We start from the raw sequence: 13,540 nt of genomic DNA on the forward strand, positions 1-13,540 counted from the left end.
CATTATGCCAACGCGGCATCTACCTTTTCTTGTAGATCTTTTGCCAGTTTATCATGCTGTTGCAATTTCACGAGTTGTTCTTTTATCATCGATTGCCGCTTTGCATCTAAGGATTTAAACTGGATCAGTGGCGTGATTAATCGCGATGCGACTTGCGGGTTAATATCGTTAAGTAGCACTAGTTGTTCAATTAAAAATTGATAACCTCGGCCACTAGCACAATGAAAATACCGTGGATTGTTTTGAGTAAATGCAGCAATGACGGCACGCGCTCTATTGGGGTTTTTTAAACTAAAAAGCGGGTGCGCCATTAAATCCGATAACTTATCAAAAATAGTGTCGTTATTGATACTCGCTTGTAATGCAAACCATTTATCCATTACTAGCGTATTATCTGACCACTTTATCGCAAAGTCTGCCATCAGTGTGTTGAGCTCTTGCGAAGGATATGCGGCTGCGCAACTTAATGCCGCTAAGGTATCGGTCATATTATTGGCACTTTGATACTGTTGAGATAACAAGTGCTCATGGTTATCTAATGTTACCAAATACGATAAACACACATTCTTCAAGGCACGTTTACCAATCGCAATACCGTCATGACTATAGCCTGCTTGCGCGCTTGCCTGGTATTGTTTTAAAAATAGCGGCGCTAACTGCTTGGCTAAACTGCGTTTTACTGTTTCAATTGCATCAAGCAAAGCAATAGGATTTACTGCTTCAATACTATCGACTAACTCATTAAAGCTTGGCAAAGTCAGTTGCTCCGCTTTAAAAGCAGCCGCAGTATCTGCACTTAATATGGATTCAAACACTTGGTATAAACTATCAGGCAAACTCATTTGCGGTTGCTTCATCACGCGCGTGATATACGTTGTTAATAACTTTTGCCCAGCGTCCCAGCGACAAAACTCATCATCGGCTCGGGTCATAATACAGGCTAGCGCTTGATCTGATTGGGGAAAGTTAGTTTTTACCGGCGCGGTAAAATCAGTTAATAATGCTAGCACTGGCTTTTCTTTGACGCCTTCAAAAGTCCAGCTTTGTTTTGCTTTGGTCAGTGCCAATAAATGGGCATCATTTTGTTGTTCAGAGGTAATTAACTCTATGCCAACTGGGATATGTAGTGCCGGTTGCTCATTGTTACTTTGTGCTATGGTTAAGTGGTATTGAGCATTTTGTTCATCATAATATTCACTGACAGTAAGTAGCGGTGTTCCGGACTGCGAATACCATAATTTAAACTGTTCAAGATCGGTACCTGTCGCATCTGCCATCGCATTAATAAAATCATCACAGGTCACCGCCATGCCGTCAAAGCGCGAAAAATATAGGTCTAAACCTTGCCTGAATTTTTCTTTACCGAGTATGGTGTGTAGCATGCGAATCACTTCAGCGCCCTTTTCATATACGGTTAGGGTATAAAAGTTATTCATTTCTATTACTTTTTCAGGACGAATTGGGTGCGCCATTGGGCCAGCGTCTTCGGCAAATTGTTGTGAGCGCAATACTCTAACATTTTGTATGCGTGTTACAGCGGCTGAATGCATATCAGCACTAAATTGCTGATCTCTAAAAACTGTAAGCCCCTCTTTTAAACTTAACTGAAACCAGTCGCGACAGGTAACACGGTTGCCGGTCCAATTGTGAAAGTATTCATGGCCAATTACAGCCTCGACATTAAAATAGTCAACGTCGGTTGCACTGGTTTCATCGGCTAAAACATACTTGCTGTTAAAGACATTTAAACCTTTATTTTCCATCGCGCCCATATTAAAAAAGTCGACAGCAACTATCATGTATATATCAAGATCGTATTCAAGACCAAAAGTTTGCTCATCCCACGCCATTGCGCGCTTTAGTGACGCCATGGCATGATGTGCTTTATTAATATTGCCTTTATCTACAAAAATTTCTAATGCCACATCTCGCCCCGACATAGTCAGGTACTGATCGCGCAATACCTCAAAATCTCCCGCAACAAGAGCAAATAGATAACTTGGCTTAGGAAATGGATCATGCCATTGCACAAAGTGCTTGCCATTGGCTAAATTGCCGGCTGCAATTTTATTACCATTTGACAATAAGTGTGGACATTGGCGTTTATCCGCAATCACTTTAGTCGTAAATGTTGCCATAACATCAGGGCGATCAAGGTAGTAACTAATACGTCGAAACCCTTCCGCTTCACATTGGGTACAATAGGCATCGCCCGACTTAAATAAGCCTTCGAGTGCGGTATTATCAGCAGGGTTTATCTCTGTGACAATTTCTAACTGAAAATCATCGCGATCGACCGCAAGGGTAAGGCTATGGTCGTCTACTTGGTATTCAGTGCTCGCTAGTATTTCGCCATCAAGTTTTACCGAAACTAGCGTGACTTGCTCACCATCAAGCACTAAAGGCAAGTTGTGAGCTTTATTGCGCGTAAAGTGCATTTGATTAGTTACACGCGTTTTCTGATGCTCAAGCTCAAAGGTTAAGTCTACCCTTGTAATGGAAAAATATGCTGCACGGTAATCAGCTAAATAGCGCGGAGTAAAATCACTCATGGGGACCCTCAAAAAACAGTTGGCTTGTTGCCAACTTATGCCGCTCTGGCACAATTAAAATATAAAAAAGCCCGTAATATACAGGCTTTATGAATAGTTATTAACTTTTGTAACCGCTAACTTTCTGTCACTAATTTTTTAATTTTAAAACCCATATAACCATAAGCCAAGGCTAATATCGGGTTAATTAAGTTAAAAAAACAATAGAAGATATAATCATATGAAGTTAACGCCATGGCGGCAAACATAAATGCACCACAAGTATTCCACGGTATTAATGGCGAAGTGATGGTTCCCGAGTCCTCAAGAGTACGACTTAACACAACAGGATCTAAACCACGCTTTTGATACTCTTCTTTATACATTCTGCCGGGCATTACAATTGCCATGTATTGATCAGCTGTGATCAAGTTTGTACCAATACAGGTCGCTACTGTACTCGCAATTAAGCTGCCAATTGATTTTGCCGTTGCTAGTATAGACTCGACAAATTTCTTTAGCATGCCTAAATGCTCTAGGATTGCACCAAAACTTAATGCCGTGACCACAAGCCAAATGGTATTGAGCATACTCGACATACCACCACGGCTAAGTAATTGATCAATTTCTGGATTACCCGTATCAACGACAACACCGTCAAAAAATGCGGTCCAAACTACCATGATCATGCCCTTAGTTGAGTCAACGCCGTCTTGCGCCATAGCTAGAATAAGATCTTGTTGGAAAATTAATGCCCAAACTGCGCCTAACACGGCACCTATGGCAACGGCGGGAAACGCTGGCATTTTCTTATAAGCTAAAAAAAGTAAAACCAATAACGGAATTAAGTTCAACGCTGAAATGTTATAGGTATTTTTCAGGGTACTGGTTAACGCGGCGATACTCTCGGTTTCACCATTAACCGTTGAAGAGTGATTAAAACCTATGATCAAAAATAAAATCATCGCAATAGAAATTGATGGGATTGTCGTCCATAACATATAACGAATATGATTAAATAGTTCACTACCTGCAACCGCTGGCGCTAAATTTGTTGTTTCAGATAGTGGCGATAGTTTATCACCAAAATATGCGCCAGAAATTACCGCACCAGCGGTAACAGAAGCAGACAATTCAAAACCACCGGCAATGCCAATAAAGGCTACACCCACTGTTGCGGCTGTAGTCCAAGAGCTGCCAATACTCATGGCAACAATACCACACACTAAACATGCAGCGGCATAAAACCAGCTAGGATCGATAATTTTTAAACCATAATAAACTAAGGTTGGCACAGTGCCTGAGAGCAACCAAGTACCAATTAAAGAACCCACAGCTAATAAAATTAGTACCGCACATAATGAAATAGATATGCCATGGACAATTGCTTTTTCCATGGCATGCCATGTATAACCATTTTTTAACCCGATAACGGCCGCCACACCGGTGGCGAGTAATAAAGCGATTTGATTGGGACCTTGCGATGAACTATCACCAAAAAATGTCACCGCAGCAACTAATAATACAATTAACACCATGATTGGCGTTAATGAGTCCAACATTGTAGGTTGTCGTAATGATTGAGGATCAGACATAGGAAAATTTACACCTTACTATCTTTGTTATTTTTATAGTTAAAATATTTGTGCTAGTAAGATGCCGACTGTTGGCTGATAGTGCAAGTTATTTTTACAAAACTATCGTTATTTAGCCCTTTGTTTATAAGCAGTTCAAGAATAACTATGCAGTAAATATAACTAAAAAATTATCTTATGGATAATTGTCTGAATAAACAAAAAAAACCACCAAAGGTGGTTTTTTTGTTAAAGAATAATGTGTTTATTTTTTCGCAACTTTACCTAAAGAAACTAAGTCAAAGGTGATTTTTGCTGTTTCATCTAAAAATGGATCTAGCGTTTCTAGATCTTCGGGTAAGTCATCTAAACTTGCTACTTTTTCTTTTCCTAACATCACTAGTCTTTCATTGGCCCTTAATAGCTGCTTAGCTTTACGCTCAGCGCGCTTTTGCTTTCGCTTGGCCAGATTCAATGATATGGATTTATCATCTTTTTCTGCCTTATATTCTTCGATATCCGACAGTAAATAACTAAATTCTTTATTTTCAGTAATTCGTGCCTGATGTAGTGCCGTTAAATATGAGACATCTTGGCTAATGTCGTTCAGTTTTCGGTAACGCGCTTTAGGGATCTGATCCCAAGGTAAAGCGTTTTCTTCTTTACTTTCTCCCCAATCTTCTGGGTCGATAGCCGATGGAAATGCAATATCAGGTAACACACCTCGATGCTGAGTACTGCCGCCATTGATGCGATAAAATTTAGCTATCGTAAACTGAATGCTGCCAAAAGGATTTTCATACAAGTCATAAACACGACCTAAGCCCCTATGCTGTTGTACTGTTCCTTTACCAAATGTATGCTCACCAACGATAACCCCTCGACCATAGTCTTGGATTGCTGCTGAAAAGATTTCTGACGCTGATGCACTATAACGGTCAACCATCACGGTTAATGGACCATCATAATAACTTATACCATCTTTATCGCTATTAATTTGTACACGATTGGCACCATCGCGCACTTGCACCACAGGACCCTTATCAATAAATAAGCCGGTCAATAAGGTTGCTTCTGTTAATGAACCACCGCCATTGCCTCTAAGATCAACGATAATACCTGCTACATTTTCATCTTTTAGTTTTGCGAGTTCTAATTTCACATCGCGCGCAAGATTATTATAAAAACTTGGGATCGTGATCACACCGAGTTTTTGAGCGTTTTCACCGTCGGTTTTTTCAAAGTAAACCTCAGATTTTGCCGCTCGGTCTTCAAGCTTTATCTTATCTCTAACGATAGACACCACTTTAATGCTGCTATCATCTTCGGCATCAGCGCCTAAAACTTGTAACCTGACTTTGCTACCTTTAGGGCCTTTAATCAACTCCACAACATCATCTAAGCGCCAGCCAATAACATCGACAAACTCTTCATCATCTTGTGAAACACCGACAATACGATCTTTAGGTTTCAAGGCATTTGACTTATCGGCGGGGCCGCCAGAAACAACACTTTGAATTACCGTATAATCTTCTTCAGCCCGCAAAACGGCACCAATCCCTTCTAACGATAAATTCATTTCCATTTGAAAGCGTTCAGCATTACGCGGCGATAAATATGACGTATGTGGCTCAACTACGCGTGCAAAGCTGTTCATCACGAGTTGAAATACATCTTCACTTTCACTTTGCTTTAATCGCTTGATAGCATATCGATAACGTTTACCTAAAATTTCTTGTACTTTTTCCCACTCTTTGCCGGTTAATGTTAAGTTAAGGGCATCATACTTTACTTTTTTGCGCCATAATTCGTTGAGCTCAGCAATAGAGCTTGGCCACGGCGCATTTTCGCGGTCAAAGTTATAATATTCATCTAACTCAAAGTTAAAGCCTTTTTCGCTGGCTAATAAACCTAAGGCATATTCATAGCGTTCTAAACGGCGTTGCAAATTTAAGTTGTATATTTCATACGCAATATCGAGTTTACCGCGGGCAATAACGGTATCAAATTCATCACGATATTGTTCAAAATTTTCTATATCTGAGGATAGAAAAACATTGCGCGCATAATCTAGTTGCTTAAGGTAACGATCGAATATTTGCGCTGAAAGTTCATCATCAATCGATATTTTTTTGTAATGTGCTCGCGTAAATTGCGCCGCTATGCGCTTAGTTGCGGTCGCATGTTGACTTTCCGGCACTAACACCGGTAAGTTGAGATTATCTTGTTGCTTTTCTGCTAATAAAGAGAAACTGGCAAGTGATAACGCTACCGCAGCGGCTATACGACCAAATTTATGCATGCACATACTCCAAACTTATTCTGTAAAAATATTTTTAACTTGTGTTTTAACAACCATACCTGAGTTCAACTGCACACTAACATCTGTGCCTGACACTTCAGTTATCACCGCATCCATGGACGATTGACCTAGCTGTACCTTGACACTTTTACCTACCATTACATTGGCAGTTTCAAGAGGCTTAAGTTTAACAGCTGCCTTTGCTGGTGTTCGTTTGCTTGCTTTAACGGCATTAAACTTTTCTTTACGCTGACCCGCTTTCGGCGCGGCCTCGTCACTTCCTTTAGCAGCCTGCTTATTGCTTTTATTACTATAAGGCTTCTTCGCGGTTTTATCTTTAGGCTTATTGTTACCAAATTTTTCTTGGCTTTCTTTTAAGGTTTTACTGGCGTAATCCGCTTGCTCTTGATCAACTTCAGCAGCCTGATTACCATCAATATCAACACGAAAGCTCCCTACTTTAACCGCTTTTAAGTATCGCCAGCTGCTCGTGTAATGCCTAAGTGCTTGGCGTAACCGAGTTTTACTCACAGTCTCATCGTCGGCAAGTTTTTCTGCTAAGTCTTGAAAAATACCTATTTTTAGTGGCTTTGCGTGGCCTGCAACCGAAAAGCAGGCAGGAAACTTTTCTGCCAAATAAGCAATAATTTCTTTCGTGCTCATTCGCTTAACTTCTGTTTCAACCGCTGAGTTTGTGTCTTCGGTTGCCGTTTCTACCACTTTAACTTCACTTTCTGCTTTATTTTCCATAAATACAACTTTTAAAAATTTTAATTTTGCTCTGCAAGATATTGTTCGCGATTTTCCAACACATGTCGGCACCAATCATAAATATCTTCACTTTCAATTTCAGCTAGGGCTTCTTGCCCTATCCACGTATCCCACACCAGAGACAACAAACTTGCCAACACCTCTGGTGCAATGTCTTCTTCTGCTAAGTCATATATTGTATGATAAATTTCATTTATACGCTCGGCAACGAGATCTTCATGACCGTCCCAATCACCCACGACTGCCGGCGAAACTAAATAGTCATGAATAACTACAAATTCTTTCACAAGTTTACCACGCCATGCTTAATCATAACATCTTCGAACAAGCGGACTATTTTTTCTAAGCCCTGCTGATCTTCATTGTCAAATCGGTTAAAAGCGATACTATCGATATCCAGTACCGCAATTACTTTGTTGTTTAACATTATTGGCAAAACTATTTCTGCATTGCTACGAGCATCACAAGCAATGTGACCATCAAAACTATGCACGTCATCTATGCGTTGTACCTGATTTAACGCCGCTGCTGTTCCACAAACGCCCCGCGCTAGCGGAATACGAATACAGGCAACTTTACCTTGAAAAGGGCCAAGCACTAACTCTTCGTTTAGCAGACGATAAAAACCAACCCAGTTCACATCACTTAATTGTTCAAACAACAAAGCACTGACATTAGCCATATTGGCAATGACGTCGGCTTCATCACTGATCAAAGCTTCTACTTGCTGATACAAGTCACGATAAAAGGTAATTTTTGACATAAATGCTTACGCCTAACTAAAAACGCATAACATACCCTGATAACGTACGAAATTAAAGTGCTATCAGTCTCATTTGGCTATTATCTGTCAATTAATTTTATTTCGTGGTTTAAATTTTGACTTTATGCTTCATTTATTGCTAATCGAGTACTTTTTGCTTGGTTCACCAGTGAGTATTATCTTGCCGGCGCGCTTTTGAATGCAAATAAAAAATCGCTGCGACAATATCGTCTAACAGCGATTTTCAATTGCTACCCAATCAACGATAATTTCAATAGCTAAAGCTTAAAATGAATCAGCAGGGATTCGTACCCAACCTTCCATCAGCACACGCGCACTGCGGCTCATGATCGCTTTATTTACCGTCCAGTTGCCATTGTCCATTGTTGCCTGTGCACCAACTTTTAAGGTGCCAGATGGATGACCAAACACAACTGAGTCGCGATCGCCCCCACCGGCAGCTAAGTTTACCACAGTACCAGGGATTGCAGCCGCCGTGCCAATGGCAACAGCTGCTGTTCCCATCATGGCATGATGCAATTTCCCCATAGACAATGCCCGAACATTTAAATCAATGTTGTCAGCCGATACCGATTTATGGCTAGAGGTAATATAATCTTGTGCCGGCCCGACAAAGGCCACTTTCGGCGTATGTTGGCGTTGTGCGGCTTCACTGACATCACGAATGAGCCCCATTTTTATCGCCCCAGCGGCACGAATCGCTTCAAAGTAAGCTAACGCCGTCTGATCATTATTAATATGCTGCTGCAACTCTGTGCCTTGATACCCTATTTCATCGGCATTGAGAAAAATCGTAGGAATGCCGGCACTGATCATTGTCGCAGTTAATGTTTTAGCTTTATGCTCACCAAACGCGGGAATTTCTAACTTATCAATAACATTGCCAGTGGGAAACATGGCTTCTGAGGGATCAACTGGTGCAATAAACTCCACTGGAACCTCTGCGGCTGGGAATGTAACACCGTCAAGCTCAAAGTCACCGGTTTCTTGTACTTGTCCATTAGTGATAGGTACATGCGCAATAATGGTTTTAGCAATATTTTTCTGCCAAATACGCACCGTACAAATACCATTAGTCGGTATTTTATGCTTATCGACCAACCCTGACATAATAGCAAAAGAACCAACGGCTGCAGTTAAATTGCCACAGTTACCACTCCAGTCGACAAATGCTTTATCAATCGCCACTTGACCAAATAAATAATCCACATCATGCCCAGCTTCACTGCTCGCTGATAAAATAACTGTTTTACTGGTGCTTGAGGTCGCCCCGCCCATACCATCGGTTTGTTTACCATAAGGATCTGGGCTGCCGATCACTCTCAACAGCATATTGTCTCGTGCGGGCCCTGGCGCTTGGCAACGCTCGGGCAAATCGGCAAGATTAAAAAATACCCCTTTGGAAGTACCACCGCGCATATAAGTTGCGGGAATTTTAACCTGAGCTAAGTGTACTTGAGGATCATCAGACATGATCGACTCCTTGAATTAATTAACGATAAAATGGCACAGTATCGGTTCTTATACTGTGCCATTTGTTGTGGTTATGCTATGTGCTAAGTCATGCTAGCCATAGGGTTAACAAACCTAACTGGCTGACTTTAAAAAGTCGTTAGCAAACTTTTGTAATACCCCGCCAGCGCTGTAAACTGACACTTCATCTGCGGTATCAAGTCGGCACTTGACTGGAATTTCTACCACTGCACCATTTTTACGGGTCATGATCACTGTCATCATTCCGCCTGCTGCAGGCGCGCCAAGTACATCATAAGTTTCAGAGCCATCTATTTGATAACTGTGACGAGTTTTACCGTTAGCAAACTCCAAAGGAAGTACGCCCATGCCTACTAAGTTAGTTCTGTGAATACGCTCAAACCCTTCGGCAACAATCACTTCAACACCCGCTAAGCGCACACCTTTTGCCGCCCAGTCGCGTGATGAACCTTGGCCATAATCTGCCCCTGCAATAATAATTAACGGCTGCTTACGGGCCATATAAGTTTCAATGGCTTCCCACATGCGTGACTCTGTGCCTTCAGGCTCTATACGGGTTAACGAGCCTTGCTTTACATCTCCGTTATCGTCTTTACACATTTCGTTAAACAATTTCGGGTTAGCAAAGGTTGCACGTTGTGCCGTTAAGTGGTCACCACGATGAGTGGCATAAGAATTAAAGTCAGCTTCAGGAACCCCCATTTTGTGCAAATAAGCGCCAGCGGCACTGTTCAGTTGAATGGCATTAGAGGGTGACAAATGATCGGTTGTGATGTTATCACCTAATACTGCTAATGGCCGCATGCCTTTCATAGTTCGCTCGCCCGCCAATGCACCTTCCCAGTACGGTGGACGACGAATATATGTGCTTTTTTCATCCCAGTCGTACAAGGGACTTTTAGCAGGTTCAAATGAGCCTAAATCAAACATTGGTGTGTAAACTTTTTTGAATTGCTCTGGTTTAACGTTAGCGGCAACAATTGCATCAATAGCTTCATCACTTGGCCAAATATCTTTTAAGGTAATATCATTACCACTTTTATCTTGCCCTAAAACATCTTTTTCGATATCAAAGCGTATAGTACCTGCAATCGCATAAGCAACCACCAGCGGCGGTGATGCCAAAAACGCTTGTTTTGCATAAGGGTGAATACGACCATCAAAATTTCGGTTACCCGATAATACGGCGGTTGAATATAAATCTCGCTCGATCAGCTCTTGTTGTATTTTAGGGTCTAAAGCGCCACTCATGCCGTTACAGGTGGTACAAGCATAGCCGACAATACCAAAACCAAGTTTTTCCATTTCGGGTAACAAACCGGCTTCTTCAAGATATAACTTAGCCACTTTTGAGCCTGGCGCAAATGATGATTTCACCCAAGGTTTACGCACTAAGCCTAATTCGTTTGCTTTTTTGGCAATCAGACCCGCTGCTACCACGTTACGCGGGTTAGAAGTATTTGTACATGAGGTAATTGCGGCAATAATGATCGCGCCATCAGGCATTTCGCCATTTGCTTCTTGTGCATTGCAACTTGCTAAGTCTTTTGCAATATTTTTCTCAGCAAGGTCTGCGGTTGCTAATCGACGGTGTGGGTTTGACGGTCCGGCTAAATTACGACAAACACTTGATAAGTCAAACTCTAAAACACGTGGGTATTTGGCTTCAACTAAGTCATCGGCCCAAAGCCCCGTGTGCTTGGCATAAGTTTCCACCAACGCCACTTGCTCTGGCTCACGGCCTGTTATTTTTAAATAATCTATGGTTTGCTCGTCAATATAAAACATCCCAGCTGATGCGCCATATTCTGGTGTCATATTTGAAATCGTGGCACGATCGCCTATGGTCAGGCTTTTTGCCCCTTCACCAAAGAATTCTAGGTAGGCAGACACGACTTTTTCAGCGCGCAAAAACTCGGTGATCGCTAAAACAATATCAGTGGCAGTTATTCCCGGTTGACGCTGACCAGTAAGCTTGACGCCAACAATATTAGGTAAACGCATCATTGACGGCCTGCCAAGCATAACAGTTTCTGCTTCTAAGCCCCCCACCCCTATGGCAATAACACCTAAGGCATCAATATGCGGGGTATGGCTATCGGTCCCAACACAGGTATCAGGAAACGCGACACCATCGCGCGCTTGAATAACAGGCGACATCTTTTCTAAATTAATTTGATGCATAATGCCGTTACCGGCGGGGATAACATCAACATTTTTAAACGCTGTTTTAGTCCATTCAATAAAGTGAAATCTATCTTTGTTACGGCGATCTTCAATGGCGCGATTCTTATCAAACGCATCAGGATCACAGCCGGCTGCTTCTACCGCTAAGGAGTGATCAACGATTAACTGTGTCGGAACCACAGGGTTGACCTTGGCAGGATCGCCACCTTGCTCAGCAATAGCATCGCGAAGCCCGGCTAAATCTACCAAAGCTGTTTGCCCTAAAATATCATGGCAGACCACTCGCGCCGGATACCAAGGAAAGTCAAGATCTTGCTTACCATCAATAATTTGCTTTAATGAGTCGGTTAATGTTTTTGGATCACAACGTCTAACCAATTGTTCAGCCAGTACGCGAGAGGTATAGGGAAGCGTTTTATATGCGCCGGGTTTAATGTTTTCTACAGCTTCACGGGTATCAAAAAAATCAATACCAACACCATTATTTTTATAACCTGGTAAAGGTTTGCGGTAATCATAATTCATAATTTATTTCACATGCTCTGTTAGATGATAAAGGCTTACATTTAAATATCGCCAGCCTTTAAGTAATAAATAAAGTAGACTCAAAAACAAAATCAGTGTCTAGCGCGGTGACTAGACACTGAGGCTTTCGGCATTTTCAAAGCAAATAGGCCACTCTTTATTGTTGAGCTAACACTTATCAGTTTGAAATTGCCGTACAGAGTTAGCCTTATCTATCTTTCTGAGATTGCGACAACTTTGCGTGGCGCTGCGCCAATATAGTCAGCTGAAGGGCGAATAATACGGTTATTGGCTCTTTGCTCCATAACGTGCGCAGCCCAACCTGTTAAACGCGAACAAACAAAAATAGGCGTAAACAGTTTCGTTGGAATGCCCATATAGTTATAGGTAGAAGCGTGAAAGAAGTCAGCATTACAAAATAGTTTTTTGCTTTCCCACATAAACTCTTCACACGCCACTGAAATATCATATAGCGAGGTATCGCCATTCTCCGCGGCTAATTTTTCTGACCAGGCTTTAATGATCACATTACGCGGATCTGAGGTACTATAAACCGCATGACCAAAGCCCATAATTTTTTCTTTGCGCGCTAGCATTCCGGCCATTTTTTCTTTTGCATCCGCCGGAGACTCGAACTTTTCAATCATATCCATTGCTGCTTCATTGGCACCACCATGCAAAGGACCGCGTAAAGTACCAATAGCGCCGGTGATACACGAAAACATATCTGACAATGTTGACGCACAAACACGGGCGGTAAAGGTCGACGCGTTAAACTCATGCTCAGCATATAATATTAACGATACATCCATAACACGACGATGTTGGGCTGAAGGCTCTGTACCATTTAACAATCGTAAAAAATGCCCAGCAAGCGAGTCTTCTTCAGTAACACAGTCAATTTCTACTTGCTCATGACTATATTTATACCAATAACACATGATGGCTGGAAACGCGGCTAATAAGCGATTAGCTGCTTGTTGTTGCTCAGAAAAGTCTTGCTCTGGCTCTAAATTTCCTAAAAATGAACAACCGGTGCGCATAACATCCATTGGGTGTGTTTCTTTAGGAATAAGCTTTAATACTGACTTTAATGCTGGTGGTAAATCGCGCATAGCAAATAGCTCTGCTTTATAACTTGCCAGCTCTTTTTCATTGGGTAGTTCACCGTTAAAAAGTAAATAGGCCACTTCTTCAAATGTCGCATTTTCAGCTAAATCTGCAACATCATAGCCACAGTAGGTTAAGCCTGAGCCTGATTTTCCTACAGTACATAAAGCTGTTTCACCTGCACTTTGGCCGCGTAAGCCAGCACCTGATAATTTTTTCTCTGTCATCATTCTTTCCTCTCATCCTTTAACAACAAGTGAGT

Annotated in this window: 9 protein-coding genes; all 9 read right to left on the bottom strand. The window is 41.7% G+C overall.

Going from position 1 to position 13,540, the window contains the following annotated elements:
* Positions 1 to 2 precede the first annotated feature (2 nt).
* Complete coding sequence (gene pepN, locus B6K83_RS08810; protein ID WP_085284568.1) at positions 3 to 2,552, bottom strand: aminopeptidase N; 2,550 nt, start codon at positions 2,550 to 2,552, stop codon at positions 3 to 5.
* A 116-nt stretch (positions 2,553 to 2,668) separates the two neighbouring features.
* Positions 2,669 to 4,126: a Na+/H+ antiporter NhaC gene (nhaC, locus tag B6K83_RS08815; protein ID WP_085284569.1), complete on the bottom strand. Its 1,458-nt coding sequence runs from the start codon at positions 4,124 to 4,126 to the stop codon at positions 2,669 to 2,671.
* Positions 4,127 to 4,370: 244 nt separating this feature from the next.
* Positions 4,371 to 6,407 (bottom strand): carboxy terminal-processing peptidase, encoded by a 2,037-nt coding sequence (gene prc / locus B6K83_RS08820; RefSeq protein ID WP_085284570.1) that lies wholly within the window; start codon positions 6,405 to 6,407, stop codon positions 4,371 to 4,373.
* A gap of 15 nt (positions 6,408 to 6,422) precedes the next feature.
* Positions 6,423 to 7,157, bottom strand: a complete 735-nt coding sequence (gene proQ / locus B6K83_RS08825) for an RNA chaperone ProQ (RefSeq protein WP_085284571.1) — start codon at positions 7,155 to 7,157, stop codon at positions 6,423 to 6,425.
* 20 nt (positions 7,158 to 7,177) lie between these two features.
* A complete protein-coding gene (locus tag B6K83_RS08830) occupies positions 7,178 to 7,465 on the bottom strand; it encodes a hypothetical protein (RefSeq protein ID WP_085284572.1) in 288 nt (95 codons plus the stop codon).
* Positions 7,462 to 7,941, bottom strand: a complete 480-nt coding sequence (locus tag B6K83_RS08835; RefSeq protein ID WP_085284573.1) for a GAF domain-containing protein — start codon at positions 7,939 to 7,941, stop codon at positions 7,462 to 7,464. The genes B6K83_RS08830 and B6K83_RS08835 overlap by 4 nt, the downstream gene beginning before the upstream one ends.
* A gap of 285 nt (positions 7,942 to 8,226) precedes the next feature.
* On the bottom strand, positions 8,227 to 9,435 hold the full coding sequence (gene prpF, locus B6K83_RS08840) for a 2-methylaconitate cis-trans isomerase PrpF (protein ID WP_085284574.1): 1,209 nt from the start codon (positions 9,433 to 9,435) through the stop codon (positions 8,227 to 8,229).
* A 114-nt stretch (positions 9,436 to 9,549) separates the two neighbouring features.
* Positions 9,550 to 12,168 (bottom strand): Fe/S-dependent 2-methylisocitrate dehydratase AcnD, encoded by a 2,619-nt coding sequence (acnD, locus tag B6K83_RS08845; RefSeq protein ID WP_085284575.1) that lies wholly within the window; start codon positions 12,166 to 12,168, stop codon positions 9,550 to 9,552.
* Positions 12,169 to 12,380: 212 nt separating this feature from the next.
* Positions 12,381 to 13,505 (bottom strand): bifunctional 2-methylcitrate synthase/citrate synthase, encoded by a 1,125-nt coding sequence (gene prpC / locus B6K83_RS08850; protein ID WP_085284576.1) that lies wholly within the window; start codon positions 13,503 to 13,505, stop codon positions 12,381 to 12,383.
* Positions 13,506 to 13,540 lie beyond the last annotated feature (35 nt).

The organism is Colwellia chukchiensis (genome assembly GCF_002104455.1).
In the GTDB taxonomy this organism is placed as follows: domain Bacteria; phylum Pseudomonadota; class Gammaproteobacteria; order Enterobacterales; family Alteromonadaceae; genus Cognaticolwellia; species Cognaticolwellia chukchiensis.